This window comes from Micromonospora olivasterospora, assembly GCF_007830265.1.
GTDB lineage: Bacteria > Actinomycetota > Actinomycetes > Mycobacteriales > Micromonosporaceae > Micromonospora > Micromonospora olivasterospora.
In genome coordinates this window covers 2730311-2756035 of the sequence record NZ_VLKE01000001.1, presented here as the reverse complement: position 1 = coordinate 2756035, position 25725 = coordinate 2730311, and the positions used below count along the sequence as shown (strand labels likewise).

At 72.4% G+C, this 25725-nt stretch carries 23 protein-coding genes, 1 tRNA gene, 3 pseudogenes and 1 riboswitch; of the genes and pseudogenes, 9 read left to right on the top strand and 18 right to left on the bottom strand.

The annotated features are described in order from the left end of the window. Window positions 1–31 precede the first annotated feature (31 nt). The 3 genes from JD77_RS12615 to JD77_RS12605 are packed head-to-tail and all read right to left on the bottom strand — an operon-like array spanning window position 32 to window position 2236. Window positions 32–781 carry a LamB/YcsF family protein gene (locus JD77_RS12615; protein WP_145774571.1) on the bottom strand — a complete coding sequence of 250 codons (750 nt, stop codon included), beginning with the start codon at window positions 779–781 and terminating at the stop codon, window positions 32–34. Then, window positions 765–1628 (bottom strand): 5-oxoprolinase subunit C family protein, encoded by an 864-nt coding sequence (locus tag JD77_RS12610; RefSeq protein WP_145774570.1) that lies wholly within the window; start codon window positions 1626–1628, stop codon window positions 765–767. The genes JD77_RS12615 and JD77_RS12610 overlap by 17 nt, the downstream gene beginning before the upstream one ends. Then, window positions 1625–2236 carry a 5-oxoprolinase subunit B family protein gene (locus JD77_RS12605; protein ID WP_145774569.1) on the bottom strand — a complete coding sequence of 204 codons (612 nt, stop codon included), beginning with the start codon at window positions 2234–2236 and terminating at the stop codon, window positions 1625–1627. The genes JD77_RS12610 and JD77_RS12605 overlap by 4 nt, the downstream gene beginning before the upstream one ends. Window positions 2237–2334: 98 nt before the next feature. Here JD77_RS12605 and trhA point away from each other — a divergent pair, with 98 nt between their 5' ends. Further along, complete coding sequence (gene trhA, locus JD77_RS12600; RefSeq protein WP_145774568.1) at window positions 2335–3012, top strand: PAQR family membrane homeostasis protein TrhA; 678 nt, start codon at window positions 2335–2337, stop codon at window positions 3010–3012. Window positions 3013–3105: 93 nt separating this feature from the next. Here trhA and JD77_RS12595 read toward each other — a convergent pair whose 3' ends face one another. Further along, window positions 3106–3393 (bottom strand): DUF6458 family protein, encoded by a 288-nt coding sequence (locus tag JD77_RS12595; protein ID WP_145774567.1) that lies wholly within the window; start codon window positions 3391–3393, stop codon window positions 3106–3108. 115 nt (window positions 3394–3508) lie between these two features. Between JD77_RS12595 and JD77_RS12590 the strand changes: the two genes are divergently transcribed. Further along, the gene (locus JD77_RS12590) at window positions 3509–4039 is read left to right on the top strand and encodes a SixA phosphatase family protein (RefSeq protein ID WP_145774566.1); all 531 of its coding nucleotides are present in this window, start codon (window positions 3509–3511) and stop codon (window positions 4037–4039) included. Between the two features lie 108 nt (window positions 4040–4147). Here the strand turns inward: JD77_RS12590 and JD77_RS12585 are convergent, their stop codons facing one another. The 4 genes from JD77_RS12585 to JD77_RS12570 all read right to left on the bottom strand — a co-directional run bounded on the left by JD77_RS12585 (window position 4148) and on the right by JD77_RS12570 (window position 8616). Continuing rightward, entirely contained in the window at window positions 4148–4417 is a 270-nt protein-coding gene (locus tag JD77_RS12585; RefSeq protein WP_088996804.1) for a DUF6458 family protein, read from the bottom strand. Between the two features lie 217 nt (window positions 4418–4634). Beyond that, a complete protein-coding gene (locus JD77_RS12580) occupies window positions 4635–6491 on the bottom strand; it encodes an acyl-CoA dehydrogenase (protein WP_145774564.1) in 1857 nt (618 codons plus the stop codon). Between the two features lie 218 nt (window positions 6492–6709). Further along, entirely contained in the window at window positions 6710–7837 is a 1128-nt protein-coding gene (locus JD77_RS12575; protein WP_145774562.1) for a PP2C family protein-serine/threonine phosphatase, read from the bottom strand. Between the two features lie 125 nt (window positions 7838–7962). Beyond that, on the bottom strand, window positions 7963–8616 hold the full coding sequence (locus JD77_RS12570) for a septal ring lytic transglycosylase RlpA family protein (RefSeq protein WP_145774561.1): 654 nt from the start codon (window positions 8614–8616) through the stop codon (window positions 7963–7965). A gap of 189 nt (window positions 8617–8805) precedes the next feature. Here JD77_RS12570 and JD77_RS12565 point away from each other — a divergent pair, with 189 nt between their 5' ends. Then, window positions 8806–9354 (top strand): phosphoribosyltransferase family protein, encoded by a 549-nt coding sequence (locus JD77_RS12565; protein WP_145774558.1) that lies wholly within the window; start codon window positions 8806–8808, stop codon window positions 9352–9354. Between the two features lie 33 nt (window positions 9355–9387). Here JD77_RS12565 and JD77_RS12560 read toward each other — a convergent pair whose 3' ends face one another. The 3 genes and pseudogenes from JD77_RS12560 to JD77_RS12545 all read right to left on the bottom strand — a co-directional run bounded on the left by JD77_RS12560 (window position 9388) and on the right by JD77_RS12545 (window position 11526). After that, window positions 9388–10281: an LLM class flavin-dependent oxidoreductase gene (locus JD77_RS12560; RefSeq protein ID WP_145777556.1), complete on the bottom strand. Its 894-nt coding sequence runs from the start codon at window positions 10279–10281 to the stop codon at window positions 9388–9390. Between the two features lie 249 nt (window positions 10282–10530). Next, a pseudogene (locus tag JD77_RS33565) lies at window positions 10531–10821 on the bottom strand (LysR substrate-binding domain-containing protein); the annotation flags it as partial. A 139-nt stretch (window positions 10822–10960) separates the two neighbouring features. Next, a pseudogene (locus JD77_RS12545) lies at window positions 10961–11526 on the bottom strand (GNAT family N-acetyltransferase). Between the two features lie 89 nt (window positions 11527–11615). Between JD77_RS12545 and JD77_RS12540 the strand changes: the two are divergent. The 3 genes from JD77_RS12540 (at window position 11616) to JD77_RS12530 (ending at window position 13269) form a co-directional block, all read left to right on the top strand. Continuing rightward, window positions 11616–11996, top strand: coding sequence for a VOC family protein (locus tag JD77_RS12540; protein WP_145774556.1), 381 nt, complete (start codon window positions 11616–11618; stop codon window positions 11994–11996). 44 nt (window positions 11997–12040) lie between these two features. Next, the gene (locus tag JD77_RS12535; protein ID WP_211372545.1) at window positions 12041–12376 is read left to right on the top strand and encodes a hypothetical protein; all 336 of its coding nucleotides are present in this window, start codon (window positions 12041–12043) and stop codon (window positions 12374–12376) included. A gap of 587 nt (window positions 12377–12963) precedes the next feature. Continuing rightward, on the top strand, window positions 12964–13269 hold the full coding sequence (locus tag JD77_RS12530) for a VOC family protein (RefSeq protein ID WP_246140646.1): 306 nt from the start codon (window positions 12964–12966) through the stop codon (window positions 13267–13269). A 181-nt stretch (window positions 13270–13450) separates the two neighbouring features. On the opposite strand, the gene JD77_RS12525 is transcribed toward JD77_RS12530, so the two are convergent. Further along, window positions 13451–13524 (bottom strand) — tRNA-Gly (locus JD77_RS12525). A gap of 238 nt (window positions 13525–13762) precedes the next feature. On the opposite strand from JD77_RS12525, the gene JD77_RS12520 reads away from it, so the two are divergent. Further along, entirely contained in the window at window positions 13763–14746 is a 984-nt protein-coding gene (locus tag JD77_RS12520; protein ID WP_145774553.1) for a zinc metalloprotease, read from the top strand. A gap of 147 nt (window positions 14747–14893) precedes the next feature. Here the strand turns inward: JD77_RS12520 and JD77_RS12515 are convergent. Then, window positions 14894–15373: pseudogene (locus JD77_RS12515) on the bottom strand (pyridoxamine 5'-phosphate oxidase family protein); the annotation flags it as partial. A 100-nt stretch (window positions 15374–15473) separates the two neighbouring features. On the opposite strand from JD77_RS12515, the gene dcd reads away from it, so the two are divergent. Beyond that, window positions 15474–16052: a dCTP deaminase gene (dcd, locus tag JD77_RS12510; RefSeq protein ID WP_145774551.1), complete on the top strand. Its 579-nt coding sequence runs from the start codon at window positions 15474–15476 to the stop codon at window positions 16050–16052. A 52-nt stretch (window positions 16053–16104) separates the two neighbouring features. Here dcd and JD77_RS12505 read toward each other — a convergent pair whose 3' ends face one another. Continuing rightward, on the bottom strand, window positions 16105–17145 hold the full coding sequence (locus JD77_RS12505) for a C40 family peptidase (RefSeq protein WP_145774549.1): 1041 nt from the start codon (window positions 17143–17145) through the stop codon (window positions 16105–16107). A gap of 12 nt (window positions 17146–17157) precedes the next feature. Continuing rightward, window positions 17158–17298: riboswitch (cyclic di-AMP (ydaO/yuaA leader) on the bottom strand. Between the two features lie 214 nt (window positions 17299–17512). On the opposite strand from JD77_RS12505, the gene JD77_RS12500 reads away from it, so the two are divergent. Beyond that, window positions 17513–19552: an N-acetylmuramoyl-L-alanine amidase gene (locus JD77_RS12500; RefSeq protein WP_145774546.1), complete on the top strand. Its 2040-nt coding sequence runs from the start codon at window positions 17513–17515 to the stop codon at window positions 19550–19552. Between the two features lie 71 nt (window positions 19553–19623). On the opposite strand, the gene JD77_RS12495 is transcribed toward JD77_RS12500, so the two are convergent. The 4 genes from JD77_RS12495 to JD77_RS12480 all read right to left on the bottom strand — a co-directional run bounded on the left by JD77_RS12495 (window position 19624) and on the right by JD77_RS12480 (window position 25570). After that, a complete protein-coding gene (locus tag JD77_RS12495; RefSeq protein ID WP_145774544.1) occupies window positions 19624–20637 on the bottom strand; it encodes a C40 family peptidase in 1014 nt (337 codons plus the stop codon). 178 nt (window positions 20638–20815) lie between these two features. Next, entirely contained in the window at window positions 20816–21817 is a 1002-nt protein-coding gene (locus tag JD77_RS12490) for a hemolysin family protein (RefSeq protein WP_145774543.1), read from the bottom strand. Next, window positions 21810–23120 (bottom strand): hemolysin family protein, encoded by a 1311-nt coding sequence (locus JD77_RS12485; RefSeq protein ID WP_145777555.1) that lies wholly within the window; start codon window positions 23118–23120, stop codon window positions 21810–21812. The genes JD77_RS12490 and JD77_RS12485 overlap by 8 nt, the downstream gene beginning before the upstream one ends. Window positions 23121–23371: 251 nt before the next feature. Then, window positions 23372–25570, bottom strand: a complete 2199-nt coding sequence (locus JD77_RS12480; RefSeq protein ID WP_145774541.1) for a (Fe-S)-binding protein — start codon at window positions 25568–25570, stop codon at window positions 23372–23374. Window positions 25571–25725: the final 155 nt, after the last annotated feature.

Genomic DNA, 25725 nt, shown 5'->3' with positions numbered 1-25725 from the left:
CCCGGCCCGGCCGGCCCGTGCCGGCGCCGGGTCACGCGAACGGCGTCAGCTGCACTCCCGTGTCGAGCAGCGCGGCGCGCACCATGGCGGCGGAGGCCACCGCGCCGGGTGTGTCCCCGTGCAGGCAGATCGAGTCGACCGGGCAGGGGATGACGGTGCCGTCCACGGCCACCACCGTCTGTTCGGTGGCCATCCGGACGGCCCGCTCGGCCACCTGGTCCGGGTCGGTGACCAGCGCCCCGAGGGCGGTGCGGGGCACCAGCGACCCGTTCGGCAGGTAGCCCCGGTCGGCGAAGCCCTCGGCGACGACCTGTACGCCCGCGCCGGCGGCGAGCTGGGCGAGGACCGAGCCGGGCGCGCAGAGCACCGGCAGCTCGCGGTCGTAGTCGTTGACCGCGGCGACCAGCGCGGCGGCCTGGGCCTGGTCCACGGCCGCCGCGTGGTACAGCGCGCCGTGCGGCTTGAGGTAGCGGACCCGGGTGCCGAAGATCCGGCAGAAGGCGTCGAGCGCGCCGATCTGGTACGTCACCTCGTCCCGCAGCTCGGTGAAGCCGTACTCGATGTGGCGGCGGCCGAAGCCGGCGAGGTCGCGGTAGCCGACCTGCGCGCCGATCGCGACGCCCCGCTCGGCGGCGGCGGCGCACACCCGGCGCATGGTGGACGGGTCGCCGCCGTGGAAGCCGCAGGCGACGTTCGCCGAGGTCACGACGTCGAGCAGTGCCTCGTCGTCGCCGAGGCGCCAGATGCCGAATCCCTCGCCGAGGTCAGCGTTCAGGTCCATGGAACCTGACCGTAGTGCCTGGCCGCGCCTGCGCGAGCGGGGTCACGTCGTCCACCACCCCGACGACGGGGTAGCCGCCCGTGGTCGGGTGGTCGGCGAGGAAGACCAGGGGCTGACCGTCCGCCGGCACCTGCACAGCACCGAGCACCAGTCCCTCGCTGGGCAGTTCCCCGGGCACCGCGCGGTGCAGCGGCGCGCCGGTCAGTCGCGCGCCGACCCGGTTGCCCACCGGGCTCACCGTGTACGGGGTGGAGAGCAGCAGATCCAGCGCGGCCGGGGTGAACCAGTCGTGCCGGGGGCCGGGGCGCAGCGCCAACCGCAGTTCCGCCGCGGCGGGCCGCCCGACGGTGAAGTCGACCGGCGCGGGGTCGCCGGACGGGGTGCCGAGCGGCAGGGTGTCGCCGTCGGACAGCGGGGGCGGGCCGAGGCCGGAGAGGGTGTCGGTGGACCGGCTGTCGAGCACCGGCTCGACGGCGATCCCGCCGGCCACCGCGAGCCAGTTGCGCAGCCCGCGCCGGGCGGGGCCGATCCGCAGCACCGTACCGGCCGGCACGGCGAGGGGGCGGCCCACGTCGCCGGGCCGTTCGCCGATCCGCACGTCCGCCTGCGCGCCGGTGACGGCGACCGTGCCGGCCCGGGTGAGCCGCAGCACGCAGCCGGTCAGGGTGATCTCCAGGCCGGCGGCGGCCTCCGGGTTGCCGACCAGGCGGTTGGCCAGCCGCAGGGCCGCCGGGTCGAGGGCTCCCGACCGGGGTACGCCCAGCTGTGCCCAGCCGGGCCGGCCCTGGTCCTGGACGGTGGTGAGCGCCCCGGCGCGGAGCACCTCCAGCCGGCCGGCGAGGGTCACGCGGACACCAGCCGGACGCGGGTGCCGGGGGTGAGCCGGGCCGGCGGGTCGGCGCGTACGTCGAACAGGGTCAGCGCGGTCCGCCCGACGAGCAGCCAGCCGCCCGGCGAGGCGCCGGGGTAGATGCCCGCGTACTCGCCGGCCAGGGCGACCGAGCCGGCCGGCACCCGGGGCCGGGGCGTGGCCAGCCGGGGCACCGCCCACTCGGGCGGCAGTCCGGTGAGGTACGCGAACCCGGGTGCGAAGCCGCAGAAGGCGACCCGGAACCGCGTGGCGGTGAGGCGGGTGATCACCTCGGGCACGTCCACGCCCCAGTGGCCGGCGACGAGCGGCAGGTCCTCCCCGTCGTACGTGACGGGAACCTCGACCTCGGCGGTGGGCGCGGCGGGGTCGGCCGGGCGTGGGGTCCAGCCGGCGACGAGCGCGGCCGTCCGGTCCGGGTCGGGGACGCCGTCGAGCAGCACGGTACGGGCCGCCGGGACGATGTCGACGGCGATCAGTTCGCCGGCCGCCCGGCGGCGCCACAGCTCGGCGCGCCACGCCTCCACCTGGTCGGGGTCGTCGCAGTCGAGCAGCAGGCCGTTCCTGCCGACGGGCCGCATCCGCATCCCGCCATGATCCCCGATCGGCGGCCGGGCCAGGGGCCTCCGGGACGGCGACGCATGTCACTACTTGCAAGTAACCTACGGTGTCGTAACCTGAGTGCGTGACGACCTCCGCACCGCCTCGACTCAGGCCGGTCGACATCGGTAAGCCCCGGATGCGCGGCTGGCTGCACACGTACGCGTTCTTCGTCGCGCTCGTCTGCGGCATCGTGCTCTGCTCGATCGCGGCCACCCGCCCCGGCTGGGCCCCCCTCGTGAGCTGCCTGGTCTACAGCCTCACCGTCTGCGGGCTCTTCGGCACCAGCGCGCTCTACCACCGTCGGGTGTGGTCGGAGCGCGGATACCAGGTGATGCGCCGGATGGACCACTCGATGATCTTCGTGTTCATCGCCGGCACGTACACCCCGTTCTGCCTCCTGCTGCTGGACGCCGGGCACGCAACGGTCATGCTGGCCGTGGTCTGGGGCGGCGCGCTGGCCGGCGTCGCGCTGAAGATGGTCTGGCCGCACGCCCCACGCTGGGTCTCCGCCCCGCTGTACCTGGCGCTCGGCTGGGTCTCCGTGGCGATGCTCCCGCAGATCCTGCGGGAGGGCGGGGTGACGGCGCTGGTACTGCTCGCGGTCGGCGGCGCCGTCTACACCGTGGGGGCGGTCTTCTACGCGCTGCGCCGGCCCAACCCGTGGCCCACGGTCTTCGGCCACCACGAGTTCTTCCACGCCTGCACGCTGCTGGCGGCGATCTGCCACCACATCGCGATCTACTTCGCCCTCTTCGCCTGAGCGGCGGCCCGGCACCCGGGCGCCGGGCCGCCGACCCGGACGCGTGTGCGGGGGCCCGCCCCCTCGCGGGCCCCCGCAGTCTCGGCTGGGGAGTCAGACCGTGCGGCGCGGGCGCCGCACCTCGCGGTACTCCTCCACGACGCGGTCGTCCTGCACCGGCACGACCCGGTCGGCGACCACGCGGTCCTCGCGCACCGGCGTGGCGACCACCGTGCGCCGCCGGTTGTTCCAGAAGTAGAGGGTGGTGAGCAGGCCCACGACACCGGCGAGCATCAGCACCCAGCCGACGACGCTGACGTCCAGCCACCCCAGGTCAGCCTGCACGGCGAACGCGAAGATCGCACCCACCGCGATGAGGAAGATGCTGGCACCGATGCCCATCTTGTCGCCTCCTTGGCTATCAGCTGGCGCTTCTACCCGCCGCGGCCATGGATGAGGTTGCGGCACGCATCGACATACCCAGGCGGCGTGATCGTCAATCGGGCAAGCTGGTGCCATGACGGACCCCGGAGGCACGGAACGGACGCTGCTGCTGGTGCGGCACGCGAAGGCGGAGCCGCCGGGGGACGCCCCGGACGCCGACCGGGCCCTGACCGCGCGGGGGCGGGCCGACGCCGCGGCGGCCGGCGCCTGGCTGGCCCGGCACGCCCTGCTACCCGACCTGGTGCTCTGCTCGACCGCGCGGCGTACGCGGGAGACGTGGCACGGGGTGGCGCTGGGCATGACCGGCTCGCCGGACGAGGCCGGGCCCGCCGGATCCGCACCGGTGGTGCGCTACGAGGCGGCCGTGTACGAGGCACGCCCCGGGGACCTGCTGACGCTGGTCCGGTCGCTGCCGACGCAGGCGGCGACGGTGCTGCTGATCGCGCACAACCCGGGGATCTCGCTGCTCTCCGCCCTGCTGGACCCCGTGCGCGCCGACGAGGAGGGCCTGCGTACCACGGACGTGGTCGTGCACCGGACGCGGCAGCCCTGGGCGGAGCTGGACAACGCCGCCATCACCGCCCGCCACACCGCCCGCGGCTGAGGCGCGAGTAGGCAGCCCTGTCGGCACCCGCCGCCCGGCTCGTCCGCCGGCCGTCGCAGAGCCGGCAGGGGCCCCGGTGCGACCGGGGCCCCTGCGTCTCGGGGTGGATCAGGACGGCGGCGCCGTGGGCGGCGGCGGGTCGGGCGGCGGCGGCATCATCGCGGTCGGATGCGACAGCCGGTTCTCCTCGACGATCAGGGTGCGCGCCCGCTTGCGCCGGTCCTGCCAGAACCAGAGCGTGGTGAGCAGCACGGCCAGCCCGGCCAGGATGAACACCCAGCCGACCGCGCGTAGGTCGATCCACCAGACGTTGGCCCGGATGGCGAAGGTCAGGATCGCGCCGATGGCGATGAGGAAGATTCCGCTACCAATGCCCATGTGCGCTGCACTCCCCCGTGCGGTGGCTCTGGGCGTTCACTTACGTCCGGGCCACGGTTACCCGCCGGGGCCGGCAACTACCCGGGACGGCGTCCGCAATAGCGGACAGGCCACGCGGACCGGCACGTGGGCGACGCGACGGAAAGGCCGGACACCGGCGGCCGGCGAGCTGTCCGCCCGCCGGCCGCCGGTGTCGTTGAGCTGGCTTTTCAGCGGCTCAGAACGCCTCCACCGGAAGATCCATGAGGTCCAGGTCGGCGTTGGCGATGATCCGCCGGTCGGCGCCGATGCGGGGCAGCACCTCGCGCGCGAAGAACCTCGCGGCGGCGACCTTACCGGTGTAGAACGCCTTGTCGGCGGTGGAGACCTCGCCGGCCAGGGCGCGCAGCGCGACGTCGGCCTGCCGCTGGAGCAGCCAGCCGACGACCAGGTCGCCGACCGCCAGCAGGAACCGCCGGCTGCCCAGGCCGACCTTGTACAGCGCGCGGGCTTCGCCGCCCTGCGCCTCGCCCAGCCAGCCGGTCAGCACGCCGAGGATGTCCTGCACCTCGGCGAGCGCCTTGCCGAGCGCCTGCCGCTCCTCCTTGAGCTGGCCGTTGCCGCCCTCGGAGGTGATGAACTCCTGGATCTCCCCGGCGACCGTCATCAGGGCCTTGCCGTTGTCCCGGACGACCTTCCGGAAGATCAGGTCGAGGCTCTGAATCGCGGTGGTGCCCTCGTACAGAGTGTCGATCTTGGAGTCCCGGACGTACTGCTCCACCGGGTAGTCCTGGAGGAAGCCGGAGCCGCCGAAGGTCTGCAGCGACTCGTGTCCGAGCAGCTCGTACGCCCGCTCCGAGCCGACGCCCTTGACCAGCGGCAGCAGCAGGTCGTTGACCCGCTTGGCCAGCTTCGTGGCCTTCTCGTCGCCCGCCGTCTCGGCGATGGCCACCTTGTCCTGCCAGGACGCCGTGTAGCAGACCAGGGCACGCAACCCCTCGGCGTACGACTTCTGCAGCATCAGCGAGCGCCGCACGTCGGGGTGCTGGGTGATGGTGACCCGGGGGGCCGCCTTGTCGGCCGACCGGGCCAGGTCCGCGCCCTGCACCCGGTTCCTGGCGTACTCCAGCGCGTTCAGGTAGCCGGTGGAGAGGGTGGCGATGGCCTTCGTGCCGACCATCATCCGGGCGTACTCGATGATCATGAACATCTGCCGGATGCCGTCGTGCTTCTCGCCCAGCAGCCAGCCCTTCGCCGGCACGCCGTGCTCGCCGAAGGTCATCTCGCAGGTGTTGGAGACCTTCAGGCCCATCTTGTGCTCGACGTTGGTGGCGAAGACGCCGTTGCGCTCGCCCAGCTCGCCGGTCTCCTCGTCGAAGTGGTACTTCGGCACGACGAACAGCGACAGGCCCTTGGTGCCCGGGCCGCCCACGCCCTCGACGCCGACCGGGCGGGCGAGCACGTAGTGGACGATGTTGTCGGACAGGTCGTGCTCGCCCGAGGTGATGAAGCGCTTCACACCCTCGATGTGCCACGAGCCGTCCGGCTGCGGGATGGCGCGGGTACGGCCGGCCCCGACATCGGAGCCGGCGTCGGGCTCGGTGAGCACCATCGTGGAGCCCCACTGCTTGTCGACGAGGAGCTTGGCCCACTTCTTCTGCCGCTCGGTGCCCTCGACGTGCAGCACGTGCGCGAAGGACGGGCCGGAGGCGTACATCCAGATCGGGGCGTTCGCGCCGAGCACCAGCTCGGCGAGCGACCACCAGAGGGCGCGCGGGGCGTTGGTGCCGCCCAACGCCTCGGGGAGGTCCAGCCGCCAGAACTCGGAGTCCATGAACGCCCGGTACGACTTCGCGAACGACTCCGGCAGTGGCGCCGTGTGCGTGGCCGGGTCGAAGACCGGCGGGTTGCGGTCGCTGTCCGTGTAGCTGGCGGCCAGGTCCTCGCGGGCCAGGCGGTCGACCTCGGAGAGGAAGCTGCGGGCGGTGTCGACGTCCAGATCCGCGTACGGCTCCTGGCCGAACGTCCGGTCCGCCCCGAAGACCTCGAACAGGTTGAACTCGAGGTCCCGAAGGTTGCTCTTGTAGTGGGTCATGCTCGCAGGCCCCGCTTCCGGACACGTGTTACCGATCAGTAACCCCGACTGTATTACTCGTCGGTAGGAAGCGACAAGCCACTCACGGAAGTGACGGCGATTACACCTGCCGGGACGGCCCGTCGAGGCTTGCCGACCGACCTGCCCGGACGCCCGGCAGAAAGTTGAGCGGGAAGCCGCGTCCGACCCGGCGTCAGGCAGCCCGCCGGCCGTCGCGCCTACCCCTCGGCGGCGCCGACCTCCCAGCTCGGCACGGGGGCGGTCGCGTCGCTCACCGGGCCCGCGTACTCCATCAGGACCAGCGCGATGTCGTCGTCGAGCCGGCCGTGCACCCACTCGACCAGGGCGGTCTCCAGCGACGCCAGCCCGTCGCCGACCGTGCCGTGGCCGAGCAGCCGCCACGCCCGGTCGGCCGTCGGGAAGAACTCGCCGTCCCGCCGCGCCTCGCCGAGGCCGTCGGTGAACAGCAGCAACCGGTCGCCCGGCTCCAGGCGCTCCACCCGGGGCCGGACCACCGGCATGAAGCCCAGCGGCGGGGCCGGGGCCGGCGGTTCCAGCGGGATCACCGCGCCCCGGCGCAGCAGCAGCGGCGGCGGGTGGCCGCAGTTGACGATCGTGAGCGTCCCGCCCCGCTCCTCGACCAGGGCGGCCGTGACGAAGTCCTCGTCACCGACGTTGCGGGCCACCGCCCGGTCCAGGTCCGCCACCACGGCCCGCAGGTCGGCCCGCTCGTACGCCACGTGCCGGTACGAGCCCAGCACGATGCTCGCCAGCCGGACCGCGTCCAGCCCCTTGCCGCGTACGTCGCCGATGATTATTCGCACCCCGTACGGGGTGTCGATGGCCTCGTACAGGTCGCCGCCGATCTCGGCAGTGGTGCTGGAGGAGATGTACCGTCCGGCCACCATGAGGGTGCCGACCTGCGGGCCGAGCGGGCGCAGCACCGCCTGCTGGGCCACCGCCGCCAGCTTGGACAGCTCGGCGATCCGCTCGGCCTGGCGCTGCCGCACCGCCGCCACGGCCGCGGCGATCCCGGTGGCCAACGCGATGCCCGCCACGTTGACCGCGGTGACCAGAGACGTGTTCGGCTCGGTGAGGGCGAACGTGGACCCGATCGCGGTCGCGACCGCCCCCACGCCGAGCACCACACGCCAGGACGCGAGCGCGGCGGCGAGGAACGGCGCGGCGACCATCAGCGCGATGTAGTGCGCCGGGCGGCCGTCCGCCAGCTCCACCGCCGAGACGATCGCGAGCAGAACAAGGGCCGCGCCGAGGCCGGCGCGGGACCCTGGGCTCAGCGGGCGGCGGCCCGACTGGAAGGCATGCGTACGTACGAGGGACAGCATGCCTGATCCAGATGGACGGGTGAATGAACCTGACCCGTCGTCCGAGGATGTTCTACCCGGGCGGACGGGGACGGCAGGCTGATCGACACCGGTCATCCGCGCCACCGCCGATCGAGCATGGAGCGTCAGCCCAACACCTCGTACCGGACGGTCAGCTCGCCCAGGTCGACCGACGCGATGGCCGCGAACGCGGCTCGGGACAGGTCGAGACACCTGCCTGCGACGAACGGGCCGCGGTCGTTGATCCGCACCGTGACGGACTTTCCGTTCGCCGGGTTGGTCACCCGGACCTTCGTGTCGAACGCCAGCGTCTTGTGCGCGGCGGTGAGGGCGCTCGGGTCGAAGGTCTCCCCGTTGGCTGTCATCTGCCCCTCGTCGTAGAAGGACGCGCCGCAGGTTCCGCTGTCGACGGCCTTGCTGGTCGGTGCCGCCTTCTTCGTCGTGGCGGTCGGCCTCGGCGCGGCGGTCCGCGGCTTGCTCCGGGAGACGGCCTGACTCCGGGTGGCCCTCGGGCTGGCGCTGGGCGACGGGCTGGCGCTGGGCGAGAGGCTGGGGCTGGGCGAGAGGCTGGGGCTGGGCGACCCGGTCGGCGCGACCGGGGTGGCGGCGAGGATGTCCGCCGGGGTCTCCGCGGCGGCCGTCGGCGAGGCCGCCTCGTCGGAGGTCAGGTGCACGGCACCGACGGTCCCGCCGACGACGAGCGCGAGGCCGACGGCGGCGCTGGCCGCGATCGCGGCGGGCGAGGAGGAGAAGCGGGTACGGGCGTGCCTGCCAGCCACCGGTCCGGTCCTTTCGTCGACTGCATGAACCGGCCGGACCGTAACGAGAGAAGCACTTCCGAAGTCAACGTGATCATTGTGGTATGTGCGAAATTGCCCGCATACGTGTACCCGATCATCCGAGGCGAGGTGGGCCGCACGGCCCCGGCCGTCCCCGCCGGCTCGCGGCGATGCCGGACGATGGTCGGCATGCCCGCTGAGCTGAGCGAACGCCTGGTCGAGCTGTTCCGGTGGATCGATCCCGGCCCGCAGAGCGACCACCTGGTCAGCGACGTCTCCGGCTGGTGGCGGGACCCGGCCGTGCTGGCGGGGCTCGGGCCGGCCCTGGCCGCGCCGTTCCGGGACGCCCGGCCGACCGTGGTGCTCGCCCCGGCCGTCACCGGGCTGCTACTCGGCCCGCTCGCCGCGACCTCGCTCGGGGTCGGGTTCGTGCCGGCGTACAAGGCGGGGGACGGACGGGCGCCGGCCGGACCGACGACCTGGGCGCAGAGCCCGCCGGACTTCCGGGGGCGCCGGGTCGACCTGGGGGTGCGGGACCGGCACCTCGGGCCCGGGGACCGGGTGCTGGTGGTCGACGACTGGGTGGCCACGGGCGCCCAACTCCAGGCCCTGTACGCGATCTGCGCCGCCCGGGGCGCCCGGGTCATCGGCACGTCCGCCGTGGTGGTCGACTGCCCGCCCGCCCTCGCCACCGAACTGCGGGTACGCGGCCTGGTCGACGCCGAGCGGCTCGGCTGAGGCGACCTCGGCAGGTGAGGAGGGCAGCCCCTCTCACCCCCGGGCACCAGTTCCACGCAGCTCCGGCAGGAGGCGGGTGGCGACGTCCACCAGGACCGCCTCGTCCCCGGCGTACCAGCTGCTGACGCGCGGCCAGTGCGTCACCACGTCGGTGAAGCCGAGGTCGGCGGCCCGCCGAACCTGCGCGGCGAAGAAGTCGGCGCTGCTCAGCGAGAACACCGGGGCGGAGTCCAGGGAGAGGTAGCGGTCCAGCATCGCCGGGTCGCGGCCCGCCTCGGCCAGCGTCCGGTCCATCCGGTCGGACAGCGTCGCCACCGTCCCCCACCAGCCCTCCAGGTCATCACCGCCCGCGCCGGTGGTCACCCACCCCTGGCCGAACCGGGCCGCCAGGCGCATCGACCGGGGACCGTTGGCGGCCAGCACGAACGGCACCCGCGGGGTCTGGACGCAGCCCGGGTTGCTGCGGGCGTCGACGGCGGCGAACCAGTCACCGCGCCAGGTCGTGCCGTCCTCGCGCAGAATGAGGTCGAGCAGCTCGGTGAACTCGGCGAACCGGTCGACCCGGTGGCGCGGCGGCAGCGTCTCGCCGCCGAGGACGGCGGAGTCGAAGCCGATGCCGCCCGCGCCGAGGCCGAGCAGGAACCGGCCACCGGAGACGTCGTCGAGGGCGGTGACCTGGCGGGCGAACGCCGCGGGGTGCCGGAAGTTGGGCGACGCGACGAGGGTGCCCAGCCGGATCCGGGAGGTCACCGTGGCGGCGGCGGTCAGCGTCGCCACCGAGTCGAACCACGGCCCGTCGACCAGGTCCCGCCAGCCCAGGTGGTCATACGTCCAGGCGTGGTCGAAGCCCCACTCCTCCGCCTGCCGCCACCGGCGTTGCGACTCCGACCAGCGCTGGTCGGGCAGGATCACGATGCCAATCCGCATGATCACCAGCGTACGGCCCGCGGTGCCCGGCTCACAGCACGGCGAGCTTGGCCAGCATCCGCCCCAGGTGCGGCTCCACGGTCCCGGGGGCGGCCTCGGCCACCTCGCGCGGCGTCCACCACCGCACGCCGTGGATCTCCGCCGGGTCGGGCGTGATCCGCTGGTCGCGGGCGCCGACCAGCACGTACCAGCCACGGGGTGCTCGGCGAGGACCTCCAGGGAGACCGACTCCTCGCGAGCCAGCGGACGCCCGGCGGCCACCGCGAGCGCCCGGTTCTCCGTCAGCAGAGGCGGGCCGCACGCCATCCCGTCGAAGGGGTACGAGGCGATGAGCACGTCCACCGAGCCGTTGAGCAGGCTCGCCCGGGAGTTGCCCAGCTGCACCTCGCGGACATGCACCTCGCAGTCCGGGTGCCGCTCGGTGAACAGCGCCACCGCGTCGAGCAGCACCGGGGCGGTCCACTCACCGAAGAACGCCACCCGCAGCTGCCCGGTCACGCCCCGACCCGCCTCGACGGCCCGGCGGACCGCCTCCTCCATTCCCGCCGCCAGCGGGCGCAGGTCGTCGGCGAGCCGGCTGCCGATCGGGGTGAGCCGCACGACCCGGCTGGTACGCGCGAACAGCGGCGCGCCGACCCGGCGCTCCAGCTTCTTCACCACGTGGCTGATCCGCCCGGTGTCACGAGGCGGCGTCGGCGGGGGTGCGGGCGAGCCACTCGGGCGCGAGCAGTGACCAGACCTCGGTGTCGTGCCGGACACCCTGGTACAGGAACTCCTCGCGCAGCACCCCGTCGCGTCGCATGCCGAGCCGCCGGGCAATGTTGCTGCTGGCAGTGTTCTCTGGGCGACAGAGCCACGCGATCCGGTGAATGCCCCGCACGCGCACCGCCCAGTCGACGAGGTGCCCGACCGCCCGGGTGACCAGCCCCGGCCCTGCCCCGCCGGCTCCAGCCAGCAGCCGACCTCGCACTTGCCGGCGGCGGCGTCGAACGAGACGAACATGACCCCGCCGACGAGCGTCCCGTCCAGCCAGATGCCGTACAGCCGGCCGGCGTCGCGGGCGGCGAGGTCCGCGAACCGCTGGAGGGTGGCCCGGGCCGAGTCCAGGTCGGTGCTCCGGGTCGCCCACGGGATCCACGGGTCCACCGCGGCGCGGGCCCGGTCCATGTGGGCGAGGAACTCCTCGGCCTGCCACGGCTCCAGCAGGCGCAGCTCGGCCCCCTCGTCCAGATTGATCGCGAACACCAGCGCACTGTACCGGCGGGGGACTCTCCGTACCGCCCGCCCGGCCGAGGGGCGGTACGGAGGGCCGATCCGCGGGTACGGGCGATGCCATGACGCATCGACCTCGGCTGGCGCTGGCCACCACCGTGCTGGACGCGCCCGACGCCCAGGAGCTCGCCGCCTTCTACGAGCGACTGCTCGGCTGGTCGCGGGAGCAGGACGAGCCGCACTGGGTTGTGCTGCGACCGCCGGGCGGCGGCACCGGCCTGTCCTTCCAGACCGAGCCGGCGTACGTCCGACCGGTCTGGCCGGGCGGCCCGCACGAGCCGCGGTTGATGGCGCACCTCGACATCGAGGTCGACGACCTGGACGTGGCCTCCGCCCACGCGGTGGCCGCCGGTGCGACGGTGGCGGACTTCCAGCCGCAGGAGGACGTACGGGTGCACTTCGACCCGGCCGGCCACCCGTTCTGCCTCTTCGTCGAGAGCTGACTTGGTGAAGGCTGCCATACCGGCCTACGTGCGCATTGTCGACAATGGACAGCGTCACGGGCCAGACCGAAAGGACACGAGTGAAACGCCGACTCTTGCACGCACTGACGGCCGGGGCTGTCATTCTCACCGGCACGGCAGTGGCGGCCGCCCCGGCCTCGGCCAGCGACGCGCCCGGCTTCGTCTGCAACCTCAGGGAGAACACCTGGCTCCGGGCCGCGCCGCAGAGCTCGTTCATTCTGCGCACCCTGACGGCAGGGCGCGGGTTCCGCTGGCACGGCCAGGCCTGGGGCATCGACGACGATGTCTGGATCTACGGGCACGGCGCCGAAGACCCCGCACTGGACGGTTGGGTCCCGGCCCGCAACACCACCTGCTGAACCGTCGACTCTGCCGGGGATGGCCGCACGCTGCTGCGGCCATCGCCGTACCCGTTCCCGCCGGATCGGCATCCGAGTCTTGGCGTGCTGGTCCGAGCGGCGGTCAGCGGTACGAATTGAGGGCGTCCAGGACCGCGGCCCAGGCAGGCCGAGTTCGGGAAGGCCGCAGAGCGGGAGGAGACCGGCTGCCGACAGGCCAACGGCGACGACGTACCGCACGCCTTCGTAACCGTACGGTCGCACCCGGTCCGGCATGTGCCGCATCGTGCGGCTCGACGGCAAGCCCGAAGCGGGTGACGGGAATCGAGTTGGGCGTTGGACACGGCCCCCTGGCGGCGGGTTCGCGGCGAGGCTGGCTGCTACTTCGGACCGCCCGTCTGCCAGAGGTGCAGGAACTGCTCGGGCCACAGGTTCCATGCTTCGAGGGCCGGGGTAGACCATGGCCCGGCTCCGCCGCTCGGATGCGTCGCTCACCGTGTTCACAAACTGCCCCACTGCGCGCCCTACGGTCCTCGCCCGGTGCCCCGGCCAGGCGAGAGCCCGAAATTGGTTCGACCCCCGCTCGCCTCGCCCGTTAGCTTGCGAGCTTGTTCTCGCTGCAGGGAGCCCATGAGATCCTCGTGCGGCCGGAGATTGGCCCGCGCGAAGGGTTCGGCGGCCCGCAGCCGACGATCTTCCTCATCCGCGACGACGAGCCGAAGAACGGGCGTGCCCGGCTGCACATCGACGTCAACCCCACCGACCGCGATCAGGACGCCGAGCTCGAGCGCCTCCTGGCCGCCGGGGCCAAACTCGTCGACATCGGTCAGCCCGCCGAGGCGTCCTGGCACGTCCTCGCCGATCCGGAAGGCAACGAGTTTTGCCTGCTCAGGCGCCGCCTCGACCCACTCTGACGGCCTTGCCGAAACGATCGGCGCAGCCGCCACCCCACAGCCGCCGACAAGATCTCGACGTCTGACCACGGCGCGGCGGGCTGCCCGGCCAGGGATGCCCGATGGCACGCCGCATGATCCTTCGACCTTGGAACATCGAAGGCCCTGGCTGGGACTGTCGTCCTGGCCAGGGCCTCGATCGTGGAGCGGGTGACGGGAATCGAACCCGCACTGTCAGCTTGGGAAGCTGATGTTCTGCCATTGAACTACACCCGCAGGCGGCACCACTGTACCTGAGTTCGCCGGCGCGCTGCACCCAGGTACCCCCCTCGGGCGCGTCACCGACCCTCGCAGCACCCCTAAACCGGACATCCCACCCGGCTCGACCAGGAGAAGTTTTCGTCCCGGCAACACATAGCCGTTCTCAAATTCCTCGATCGGATGTAGCGTCACCCTCACATTTCAGCCCCGGTGTGACATACCCCCTGTCGCGCCGTCAGAAAGAGGTGGGCCCATGGGACTCCGTCCCAACCTGCTGACCCGGCGTACCGCCGGCGTCGCGTCGACGACCCTCGCGCTGCTGCTGAGTACGGCCGCAGTGGGCGTCGTCCCGACCGCTTCGGCCTTCTCCGCCGCCCCGTCGGACGCCTGCGTCGAGCCGGCCGACGTCCACACGGACGCCCGGATCAAGGCCGGTGGCCACGCCAAGCACGAGCCGAACGAGCTGACCTCCGCCCAGGTCCGTGAGCGCGAGGCAGACCTGGCCGCCGCCCTGCGCGAGCGGGCCAACTTCCGCCCCGGCGCCGGGGCCACGCCGGTGGCGAGCGTGACCATCCCGGTCGTCGTCCACGTCATCCAGCGGGACAGCACCCGGGCCGGCGGCAACATCCCGGACTCGATGATCACCCAGCAGATCAGCGTGCTGAACGAGGCCTACGCCGGCGCCACCGGCGGCGCGGCCACCGCTTTCGGCTTCCAGCTTCAGAGGATCAACCGGGTCACCAACCCGGCCTGGTACCCGATCGTGCAGGGCTCGTCGGCTGAGCGCTCGATGAAGACCACCCTGCGCGAGGGCGGCAAGAACACGCTGAACATCTACCTCGGCGAGCTGAGCGACGACCTGCTCGGCTGGGCGACGTTCCCGCAGAAGAAGCTCAACAGCATGGACGGCGTGGTCGTGCTGAGCGAGTCGCTGCCGGGCGGCACCGCCACCAACTACAACCAGGGCGACACGGGCACCCACGAGGTCGGCCACTGGCTGAACCTGTACCACACCTTCCAGGGCGGCTGCACCGGCTCCGGCGACGGCGTCGGCGACACCCCGGCCGAGGCCTCGCCGGCGTTCCAGTGCCCGACCGGGCGGGACACCTGCACCGCGACGGGCCTGGACCCGATCACCAACTTCATGGACTACACCTACGACTCGTGCATGTACCAGTTCACCCCCGGTCAGGCGAGCCGGATGCTGACCGCGTGGAACGCCTACCGCGCGGCCTGACGCACCACCGCTACTGACACACCGGTGCCGGCCCACGACGGGGCCGGCATCGGCGTCTTCGGGGTCAGGCCGCCGCCCGGTGGGCGCCATGTGCGCGCCGGGCCGGCCGTTGATCGGGTACGTCGACGGCGGCACCACCCGCGGCCCCGGCCGCCCGGGGTCGAGCCAGACCTGCACGGCCGGCCGCCCCGCGCCGTCGCCCGGGCCGGCCACGCCCACGCCCTGACCCCGCCGGGTCAGCATCGCCACGTCGACGGTGAACTCGAACAGCCGCCAGTCGACCTGCGGGGCGGCCCGCCCGATCTCGGCGAGCCGGGCCACGCGCGCCTCGTCGGTCACCGGCCGGGCGCGCCCCGCCACGTACGCCTCGTCGTCGCTGTCCTCCGGCGGGAAGGAGTGCAGGGCGTAGCGGCCGTCGCGCTCCAGGTCGCGCCGTTTCGGCGAGTCGATGACGAAGCAGAAGAGACCCTCGTCGGTGATGACCGGGGAGACCGGGTGCACCCGGGGCCCGCCGTCGGCCCGGACGGTGGCCAGGTAGCCGAAGCCCGGCCCGTACTGCTGCATGAGGAGGCGGATCCCGTCGGCGAGTCGTGGCTCGTCAGCGGCGAATTCGGACCAGGAAGCCATGCCGGCATTCTATCGAACAAATGTTCGACACGCCGTCCACGACACGCATGTCACCCGAACCGGTCGCAATGCCCACGGCCAGGCTCGCTATGGTGTGGCGATGCTGCTCTCCGACCGCGACCTCGTCAGCGAGCTGAAGGCTGGCGCCCTCGCGCTGGAGCCGTTCGAGCCGACCCTGGTGCAGCCGTCGAGCATCGACGTACGCCTGGACAAGCTCTTCCGGGTCTTCAACAACCACCTCTACACGCACATCGACCCCTCCGTGCAGCAGGACGACCTGACGTCGGTGGTGGAGGTGCCCGACGGCCAGCCGTTCGTGCTGCACCCGGGCGAGTTCGTGCTCGCCTCGACACTGGAGGTGATCTCGCTCGGCGACCAGCTCGCTGGCCGCCTCGAAGGCAAGTCGAGCCTGGGCCGGCTCGGGCTGCTGACCCACTCGACCGCCGGCTTCATCGACCCCGGCTTCTCCGGGCACGTCACGCTGGAGCTGTCGAACGTGGCGAACCTGCCGATCACCCTGTGGCCCGGAATGAAGATCGGGCAGCTGTGCATCTTCCGGCTCTCGTCGCCGGCCGAGCACCCGTACGGGTCGGCCGTCTACGGCTCGCGCTACCAGGGGCAACGCGGCCCGACCCCGAGCCGGTCCTGGCAGAACTGGCGCACCTGGCCGACCCGCTGACGCCGGCCCGGCGGCGAGCAGGGGCCCCCGTCCCGCAGGGGCCCCGTACCCGTCAGCCGGGGCGGCCGTAGCTGTTGACCTGGCCGTCGTCGACGTGCTTCATCTTGATCGGGGCGCCGGCCTGGGAGGCGTGCACGACCCAGCCGCCGCCCACGTACATGCCGACGTGGTGCAGGTCGGAGTAGTAGAAGACGAGATCGCCGGGGCGCAGGTCGGCGCGGCTCACCCGGGCGGTCACGGCCCGCTGCCGGGCCGCGTTGTGCGGCAGCGAGACGCCGGCCTTGGCCCACGCGGCCAGCATGAGGCCGGAGCAGTCGTACGCGTTCGGGCCCTCGGCGCCCCAGACGTACGGCTTGCCGATCTGGGCACAGGCGAACTTGACGGCGATCCCGGCGCCGCCGCCCGGGTAGGTCGCCGGGCAGGGGGCGGGCCGCAGCGGCCCGCCGCCACCGTTGCCGTACACCTTGATCCGGAGCTTCTGCAGCCGGTCGATCTCGTCGTCGATCTGCTTGCGCTTCGCCGCGAGCTGGGCCTCGGTGCGGGTGAGCTGGGCGACCATCTCGTCCAGCGGCTGCTTCTTCGCGGCCAGCCGGTCGCGCAGGTCGACGACCGCCTGGACGCCGCGCTGCTCGCGGTGGGCGAACTGGTCGAGCATCTCCAACTGCCCGAGCATCTGGCTCGCGGAGCGGCTGCCGAGCAGCGCGTTCACGGCCGAGAGGTTCTCGCCCTTGTACGCCTCGACGGCGAGGCCGTTGACCTTTGCCATCGCCTGGTCCACCTGACGCTCCAGCGGCCCGATCTGCCGGGCGAGCGCGTCGGCCTGCTTCCGCTTCGCGGCGAGGTCCTGGCGGGTGGCGTTGTGCCGCTCGATGAGCGGTTCGAGCTTGTTCCAGTCCTCGTCGATCTGCCGCTCGATCTCGGCGACCGACGGCTCGGCGTGGGCCGCGGGCGGGGCGCCGGTCAGGACGACGGCGGCGCCGGCGAGGGCGGCGAGGGCGGTGGTGAAGCGTGACCAGCGTGGACGCGGCGCAACCGGCACCGGGTCGGCGTGGGCCGACCGGCGCGACGGGCGCCGCGGGGCATGGTGTGCCACCGGGCTCCGTTCTCCTTCTTCCCGTACCGCCTACCGGGTTAGCTGACGGGTTCGGGCGGGAAGGGAGAGCGCCCTACCGCAGCGAGGCTGCGGATTCACCCCGGCGTACCTGGGTCCCCGGATCGCCCGGAGGCGACTCGACGGTGTCGGACCGTCACCGCCCCGTATGGGCGGCGCTGTGACCGGCCGACGATTGACCAGAGTAGAGACGGCCGTTACCGATTCGCAACCCGCCCGGCGGTGACACTCCGTACGGCTGCGACAGCCGTAGCTTTTTTTCATCCAATATCGATAGCCGGAAAGGTATTGACCGCGAGGGGCGGCGGCGGGAGGGTGACCTCACCCAGACCCTCACTCGGGAGGTTCGATGCCCCGATCCAGCCTACCGGCGAGCAGACGCGTCCTGCTCGCCACCGTGGTGGCAGCGGCCACCGCGGTCCTACCCTTCGCCGCCGGGCCCGTCGCCGCCGAACCGATCGGCACCGGGTCCGCCGACGCGATCAGCGACAGGCAGCAGCAGTACGCGGCCGCGGCGGCCGAGTACGGCGTGCCGGAGAGCGTGTTGCTCGGCGTCTCCTACCTGGAGTCCCGCTGGGACACCCACGCCGGCCACCCGAGCACGAGCGGCGGGTTCGGCCCGATGCACCTGACCGACGCCGAGCGGGTCGCCTCGAACGAGGCCGCCAGCGCGCACGTCGACGAGGGCGAGGACCCCCGGGGCGACGACTCCCGGCCGCTGGTGGTCCCCGAGTCCGGCCCGGCCGAGCCGGCCCCGGCGCTGCCCGGACTGCACACCCTGGAGACCGCCGCGGAACTCACCGGCGCCAGCGAGGAGGCGCTCATCGCCGACGCGGCCACCAACATCCGGGGCGGGGCGGCGCTGCTCGCGTCGTACCAGGAGGAACTGAACAGCCCGGTCGGCGCGGACAGCGACCCGGCGTCCTGGTACGGCGCGGTGGCCCGCTACTCGGGCGCGGACACCGAGGACGCCGCGGCGGCCTTCGCCGCAGAGGTGTACGACCAGATCAGCCTCGGCGCGAGCCGGACCACCGACGACGGTCACCGGGTGACGCTGGCCGCGCGGGCGGTCGACCCCGACGAGTCCGCGGTGAACCGGCTCGGGCTGCGGCGCGCGGAGCGGCCGGACGGCCTGGAGTGCCCGGTCGGGCTCCCCTGCGAGTGGATCCCGGCACCGTACGCGAAGACCGGCCCCGCTGCCGGCAGCTACGGCAACCACGACCTGGCCAACCGGCCGGCGGACCAGAAGATCGAGTACATCATCATCCACGACACGGAGGGCTACTTCACCCCCAGCGTCAACCTGGTGAAGCGGGCCGACTACCTGGGCTGGCACTACACGCTGCGCTCGGTGGACGGCTACATCGCCCAGCACATCAAGGCCAAGGACGTCGGCTGGCACGCCGGCAACTGGTACGTCAACGCCAAGTCCATCGGCCTCGAGCACGAGGGCTTCGCCGGCCACGGCACCTGGTACACCGAGGCGATGTACCGCACCTCGGCGAAGCTCGTGCGGCACCTGGCGCACAAGTTCCAGATCCCGCTGGACCGGCAGCACATTCTCGGCCACGACAACGTCCCGGGCACGGTGGCGTCGACGGTCGCCGGCATGCACTGGGACCCGGGGCCGTACTGGGACTGGTCGCACTACTTCGACCTGCTCAAGGCGCCGTTCCACTCGACCGGCACCCCGCGCACCGGGCTGGTCACCATCGACCCCGACTACGCGAACAACCAGCCGGCGTTCACCGGCTGCAACCGGCAGCCGCCCGGGGTCCCGACCCCGCCGCCGCCGATCGCGCCCTGCCCGCTGCGCCCCGCGTCCTCGGTCATCCTGCGCACCGCGCCGAGCGCCGACGCGCCGCTGGTGAACGACCGCGGGCTGCGGCCGAACGGCACGCCGAACACGATGTACATCTCCGACCACGGCGCCCGCGCCGCCGCCGGCCAGACGTACGCGCTGGCGGGCCAGGAGGGTGACTGGACGGCGATCTGGTACCTGGGCCAGAAGGCCTGGTTCTACAACCCGGCCTCGGCGCCGAGCGCGAAGTGGGCGCAGGGCTTCGTGGCCGTCCCGAAGGCCGGCAAGGCCACGATCCCGGTGTACGGCCGGGCGTACCCCGAGGCGGCGGCGTACCCGGCCGGGGTGCCGTACCAGGCGGTCTCGCCGCTGCAGTACACCCTCTCGGCAGGGCAGCGGTACGCCGTCGGCGGTGTGCTGCCCGGCGAGTACTACCGGGCCGTGACGTTCGACGGCTCGTCCCCCGGCGACTGGACGGTGATCCGGGGCGAGAACCGGTACGTGCAGATCCAGTTCGGTCACCGGGTCATGTTCGTCAACGAGAACGACGTCGACCTGCTGCCCTCGGCGGTGGGCGCGCCGCGCTGACCTACACCCGCACGAGGGAGGCCCCCGCTCGCTGCTTTGGAGCGCAGGCCTTCCTCGTAGCTGCGTCGGCGTCAGCCGGGGCGGCGGAAGCCGGCGACCGGCATCGTGTTGATGCTGCTCACGTTGACCGGTTTGCCGGCCCGGGGCGCGTGCACCATCTTGTCGTTGCCGAGGTAGAGCCCGACGTGATGCAGATCACTGAAGAAGAACACCAGGTCACCCGGGCGCGCCTCGGAGCGCGGAATGGCCCGGCCCTCGTTCCACTGGGCACCCGTGAAGTGCGTGAGGTGAATCCCCGCCGCCTTGTAGGCGTACTGGGTGAGGCCGGAGCAGTCGAACGCGTTCGGGCCAGTGGCGCCCCAGACGTACGGGTCGCCGACCTGGGCGCAGGCGGTGCGGATGGCGGTGCGTGCCGCCGAGCTGACCACGCCCGTGATGGTGGGGCAGCCCTCCGTGACCACCACGGTCTTCGGCATCAGGCCCTGCAACCGCTTGATCTCCGCGTTGATCTGCGTCTTCTTGGCCGCCAGCTCCTTGGTCTTCTTCTCCTGGTCGGCGATCAGCGCGTCCAGCTTCTGCTTCTGCGCGTCGTACTTGGCGCGCACCGCCATGACCCCCTCGAGCTGCTTGCGCTCGTGTGCGGCGAGGCGGTCCAGGAGGGTCAGTTGCTCGGCCAGCGTCCCCGGCTTGGTGCTGACCAGCAGCGCGCTGAGCTCCTGGGAGGGGCCGGACATGTAGTAGCGGGAGGCAAGGTCGCTGACCCGGCTCATGGCCAGGTCTGTCTCCAGCGCGAGCGGCTCGATCTTCTTCTGCAGCTCGTCCGACTTCTGCTTGTTGACCCTCAGCTGGGCGCGCACCTTGTTGTACTGCTCGATCGTGGGTTCGAGCTGCTCCCACTGCTTGTCGATCTGCGCCTCGATCTCGTCCACCGACGGCGCCGCGTACGCGGGCGCGGTCAGCATGCCCGCGCCGACGGCGACCGCCGCGACCACGGTGAGCAGGCGGTGTACGACCCGGCGGGCGCGGCCACGAGTGGGCGGCAGTCCCGGCGCACGACGATGAGGGGGCATGGTTGCCACCGGCATCGACTCCTTCGCAACCGACCGCCGGGAGCCTCGCGAGGGGGAAGATCGAGGCAGACAACCCACAGCGGTCAGCGCCCCACATTAGGGAAGCGCACGCGGGGAATCAAGGCGGCCCGGCGGACCGTCATGCGCCGGCAACGGTGTGCGCACACCGGGTGCGACAAAACCGAGGCGAGGGTCAGCCGACGATGGCCATCAACACGTCGTCGAGGGTCACCACGCCCAGCGGGCGGCGACCGTCGCTCACCAGGACCATGTGCCGCCGCTCCCGGCGCATCGACAGGAGCAGGTCGGCCAGCGTACGGTCCGGCGGCACCACGGCCAGCGGGTGGTAGACCTCGGGCGGTACGGGCGAGCGGCGGTCCGCCCCGGCGTACCCCAGCACGTCCTTGACGTGCACGAAGCCGAGCACCCGCCGGGTGGCGCGCTGCACCACGGGGAAACGGGAGCGGCCGGTCCGGGTGGCCAGCACCTCCAGGGAGGCCGGGGAGACGTCCTCGGCGACGGTGGTCACCGTCGACCAGGGCCGCAGGGCGTCGGCCGCCGTGCGGCTGTGCAGCGCGAGCGCGCCCGTGATCCGCGCGTGTTCCTCGGCGTCGAGCAGCCCCTCGGTCCGCGCCTGGGACACCAGGCCGGCCAGCTCCTCGGCCGTGAACACGGTCTTGACCGCGTCCGTCGCCTCGACGCGCCACAGCCGCAGCACCTGCCGCGACGACCACTTCATCGCCAGCAACAGCGGCTTGGTGGCCGTGCAGAACGCCAGCATCGCCGGCCCGAGCCAGAGCGCGGACGGCTCGGGCCCGGCCAGGGTGATGTTCTTCGGCACCATCTCGCCGACGACGGTGTGCAGGAAGACCACCATGCCGAGGGCGAGCAGGAAGGCCACCGGGTGGACCGCGCCGCGCGGCAGGCCGACGGCGTGGAACGGCACCTCCAGCAGGTGGGCCAGCGCCGGCTCGGCGATCGCGCCGAGACTCAGCGAGCAGATCGTGATGCCGAGCTGCGCCCCGGCGATCATCAGCGGGATCTGGTTCATCGCCGACAGCGCCCACCGGGCCCGCTTCGACGTGGCGGACAGCGGCTCGATCACCGTCCGGCGGGACGCGATCAGCGCGAACTCGCTGCCCACGAAGAAGGCGTTGCCGAGCAGCAGCAGCACGGTCACCAGCAGCTCAAGCATCGTCGCCGGGCTCCTCCGGGCGGACCACCCGCACCTGCTCGACGCGGTGCCGCTCCACTTCGACCACGGTGAACTCCCAGCCGTTCTCCTCGACCGACTCGCCGGCCACGGGGATGTGCCCGAGGCGGGCCATCAGGAAGCCCGCCAGCGTCTCGTACGGGCCCTCGGGCAGCTGGAAGCCCGTCTGCTCGGCCAGCTCGTCCTCGCGCAGCACGCCGTCGACGAGCGCGGTGCGCTCACCGCCCGGCACGGTCAGCTCGACCGGGCCACCGTCGTCGACCGCGTCCGGGTCGAACTCGTCGGCGATCTCCCCGACCAGCTCCTCCACCAGGTCCTCGACGGTCACGACGCCGTCGGTGCCGCCGTACTCGTCGACCACGATCGCCAGGTCCGCGCCGGCGGCCCGCAGGGCGGCCAGGACCCCGTCGAGGTCCAGGCTCTCCGGTACGTACACCGGTTCCCGGGCGACCGACGCGACGCTGGTGGCGGCCCGGCGGGCCGGCGGTACGCCGAGCGCGTCCGACACCCCCGCGACGCCGGTGACCAGGTCGAGGGTCTCCTCGAAGACGGGGAACCGGGTGCGGCCGGTCTGCTGGGCGAGGGTGAGCAGCTCGGCGACGCTGGCGGTGGCGCGCAGGGCGATCACGTCGACCCGGGGGGTCATCGCCTCGGCGGCCCGCTTCTCGCCGAAGCGGATGGTGCGGCGCAGCAGCATCGCGGTGTCCGGGGGAAGCGCCCCGGCGCGGGCCGAGATCGCGGCGAGCAGGCCCAGTTCCTCCGGTGAGCGGGCGCTGGCCAGTTCCTCCTGCGGTTCCACCCCGAGGCGCCGCACCAGCGCGTTCGCCGAGCCGTTCAGGCCCCGGATCAGCCAGCCGAACGCGCGGGAGAAGCCGCGCATGCCGCGGGCGGTGGCCAGCGCGGCGGGCATCGGCCGGGCCAGCGCCAGGTTCTTCGGCACCAGCTCGCCGAAGAGCATGGAGACGAGGGTCGCCAGGGCCAGTGCGAGGAACGGGCTGATCCGCTCGGCGGTCGCCCCGAGCGGGTGCAGCAGCGGGGCGAACAGGCGGGCCAGCGCGGGCTCGGCGAGGTAACCGGTGAGCAGGGCGGTGATGGTGATGCCGAGCTGTGCCCCGGAGAGCTGGAAGGAGAGCTCCCGCAGCGCCCGGCGTACGGTCGTCGCCCCGGCGTCGCCGGCCGAGGCCCGCCGGTCGATCTCCGGCCGGTCCACCGTGACCAGGGCGAACTCGGCCGCGACGAAGAACGCGTTGCCCGCGGTCAGCAGCACGAAGCCGACAAGGGGCAACAGGGTGGTCAATAGCGGACTGTCGATAATGCGCTCACCTCGGCGCGATTGTTCCACGGCCCGCCCGCCCCGCACACAACCCCGCGCGGGTGGACGTGCGCGCTCGACCCCCCGGAACGGATGATCAAGAGGTTTGCGTCAGAGCTGATCTCCAATCTGACGCAAATCTCTTGGTCAACGGGCGCGGGGCTGGTCTGACGCAAACCTCTTGGTCAACGGGCGCGGGGCTGGCACCGTGCCCGGGCCGGGCGTCAGCCGGCGACCGGCTCGGCCTCCCTGTCGCCGTGCGTCTGGTCGGGCTTGACCGAGCGCAGCAGCACGCTCGCGACGTCGACGACCTCGACCTGCTCCCCGGCGCCCTTGCCGTTCACGCCGTCGTTGAGCATGGTCGAGCAGAACGGGCAGCCGACGGCGATCGTCTTCGCCCCGGTCGACATGGCCTCCTCGACCCGGTCCACGTTGATCCGCTTGCCGATCTTCTCCTCCATCCACATCCGGGCACCGCCGGCGCCGCAGCAGAAGGAGCGCTCGCTGTTGCGCGGCATCTCGGTGAGCTCGCCCCGGACGGAGCTGCCGAGGACCTCGCGCGGCGGGGCGAAGACCCGGTTGTGCCGGCCCAGGTAGCAGGGGTCGTGATACGTGACGCCCCCGTCGACGGGCTGCACCGGGGTGAGCTTGCCGGCGCTGACCAGGTGGGCCAGCAACTGGGTGTGGTGCACCACCTCGAACTCCCCGCCGAGCTGCCCGTACTCGTTGCCGAGGGTGTTGAAGCAGTGCGGGCAGGTGGCGACGATCTTGCGCTTGCTCTTCTCCCTGCCCTCGAACGCCTCGTTCAGGGTCTCGACGTTCTGCTGGGCGAGCATCTGGAAGACGAACTCGTTGCCGATCCGGCGGGCCGGGTCGCCGGTGCAGGTCTCACCCTCACCGAGGATCGCGAAGGAGACGCCGGCCTCGTGCAGCAGCGTGGCGACCGCGCGCGTGGTCTTCTTCGCCCGGTCCTCGAACGCGCCGGCGCAGCCGACCCAGAACAGGTACTCGAAGTCGTCGACCTCGCCGACCCGGGGCACCTCGAAGCCGAGGCCCTTGGTCCAGTCCTCGCGGGTGTTCTGCGGGGCGCCCCACGGGTTGCCCTTGTTCTCCAGGTTGCGCAGCATCACGCCGGCCTCGGACGGGAAGCTCGACTCGATCAGCACCTGGTAGCGGCGCATGTCGACGATGTGGTCGACGTGCTCGATGTCGACCGGGCACTGCTCGACGCAGGCGCCGCAGGTGGTGCAGGACCAGAGCACGTCCGGGTCGATGACGCCGCCCTCCTCGGCCCCACCGATCAGCGGCTTGTCGGCCTCGGCCAGCGCCAGCACGTCCAGGTGGGCAAGCTGGGCGGCGGTCGCCTTCTCCTCGCCGGTCAGGTCCTTGCCGCCACCGGCCAGCAGGTACGGCGCCTTGGCGTACGCGTGGTCGCGGAGGCTGAGCACGAGCAGCTTCGGCGACAGCGGCTTGCCCGTGTTCCAGGCCGGGCACTGCGACTGGCACCGGCCGCACTCGGTGCAGGTGCTGAAGTCCAGCAGACCCTTCCAGGTGAACTGCTCGACCTGGGCGACGCCGAACTGGTCGGACTCCGGGTCCGCCTCCTCGAAGTCGAGCGGCTTGCCCTCGCTCATCATCGGCCGCAGCGCGCCGAGTCCGGAGCCGGCCGGCTTGGCCGGCTCGCGCTTGAAGAAGATGTTGGGGAACGCCAGGAACCGGTGCCAGGCGACGCCCATGGTGACGTTCAGCGAGATCACGATGAGCCAGGTCATCGAGATGGCGATCTTGATCAGCGCGGCGACGCTCACGCCGGCCTCCCACGCGGGCAGCGCGCCGCCGAGCGCGTGGCTGACCGGGGTGGCCCAGACCGGGTACTCGAACTGGTCGGTGGCGACCTTGAAGCCGCGGATCAGGAACCCGAAGATCAGAACCAGCAGCACGACCCACTCGACGAAGTAGCCCTGCCACATGGTCGAGCCGGTGAACCGGGAGCGCCCGCCGGGCCGGGTGGGCCGGTTGCGCAGCCGGATCGCCATCAGCACGAGGATGCCGGCCAGGCCGAACACGCCGATGAGCTCCGTGGCCAGGCCGAAGACCGTCCAGTGCCCGACGACCGGCAGGCCGCCACCGGGGCTGACGACCTCGAAGTACGCCTCCAGCACCAGCAGCGAGAGCACGATGAACGCGACCATCACGAACCAGTGCGCGGCACCCACCACGCTCCACCTGAGCATGCGGGTGTGGCCGGCGGTCTCCGCCAGCACGGTCTTCGTCCGGGCGCCCTTGTCGGTGAACCGCTGCGGGTCCGGCTGACCCAGGCGGATCACTGCCACCATCTTCATGACCGCGCGTACCGCAAGCCACACCGCCACCGCGGTGATGGCGGCCGCGAGGATCGTCGTGACGATCTGGACGCTGCCCATCGAGTTGGCCTCCCGGTCTGCTGCCTGTCGAGCGGCTCGGCGATCGGGCCCGGGTCAGGGCATGGCGGCGTGGTGCCGCTGCCGCGCCCTGCGACCGGACCGGTCGATGACCTCGCTCCACTCGGTCATGCAGTGCAGCCTACGCGCAAGGTTAC

Bases quoted from the DNA above. Each gene is read 5' to 3' on its own strand.
- JD77_RS12535 (WP_211372545.1), top strand. From the start codon at position 12,041: ATGGACAGCGTCACGGGCCAGACCGAAAGGACACGAGTGAAACGCCGA.
- JD77_RS12615 (WP_145774571.1), bottom strand. From the start codon at position 781: ATGGACCTGAACGCTGACCTCGGCGAGGGATTCGGCATCTGGCGCCTC.
- JD77_RS12595 (WP_145774567.1), bottom strand. From the start codon at position 3,393: ATGGGCATCGGTGCCAGCATCTTCCTCATCGCGGTGGGTGCGATCTTC.
- JD77_RS12495 (WP_145774544.1), bottom strand. From the start codon at position 20,637: ATGCCGGTGGCAACCATGCCCCCTCATCGTCGTGCGCCGGGACTGCCG.
- JD77_RS12500 (WP_145774546.1), top strand. From the start codon at position 17,513: ATGCCCCGATCCAGCCTACCGGCGAGCAGACGCGTCCTGCTCGCCACC.
- JD77_RS12590 (WP_145774566.1), top strand. From the start codon at position 3,509: ATGACGGACCCCGGAGGCACGGAACGGACGCTGCTGCTGGTGCGGCAC.
- JD77_RS12560 (WP_145777556.1), bottom strand. From the start codon at position 10,281: ATGCGGATTGGCATCGTGATCCTGCCCGACCAGCGCTGGTCGGAGTCG.
- JD77_RS12605 (WP_145774569.1), bottom strand. From the start codon at position 2,236: ATGCGGATGCGGCCCGTCGGCAGGAACGGCCTGCTGCTCGACTGCGAC.
- JD77_RS12585 (WP_088996804.1), bottom strand. From the start codon at position 4,417: ATGGGCATTGGTAGCGGAATCTTCCTCATCGCCATCGGCGCGATCCTG.
- JD77_RS12580 (WP_145774564.1), bottom strand. From the start codon at position 6,491: ATGACCCACTACAAGAGCAACCTTCGGGACCTCGAGTTCAACCTGTTC.
- JD77_RS12575 (WP_145774562.1), bottom strand. From the start codon at position 7,837: ATGCTGTCCCTCGTACGTACGCATGCCTTCCAGTCGGGCCGCCGCCCG.
- JD77_RS12520 (WP_145774553.1), top strand. From the start codon at position 13,763: ATGGGACTCCGTCCCAACCTGCTGACCCGGCGTACCGCCGGCGTCGCG.
- dcd (WP_145774551.1), top strand. From the start codon at position 15,474: ATGCTGCTCTCCGACCGCGACCTCGTCAGCGAGCTGAAGGCTGGCGCC.
- JD77_RS12480 (WP_145774541.1), bottom strand. From the start codon at position 25,570: ATGGGCAGCGTCCAGATCGTCACGACGATCCTCGCGGCCGCCATCACC.
- JD77_RS12540 (WP_145774556.1), top strand. From the start codon at position 11,616: ATGACGCATCGACCTCGGCTGGCGCTGGCCACCACCGTGCTGGACGCG.
- JD77_RS12490 (WP_145774543.1), bottom strand. From the start codon at position 21,817: ATGCTTGAGCTGCTGGTGACCGTGCTGCTGCTGCTCGGCAACGCCTTC.
- JD77_RS12565 (WP_145774558.1), top strand. From the start codon at position 8,806: ATGCCCGCTGAGCTGAGCGAACGCCTGGTCGAGCTGTTCCGGTGGATC.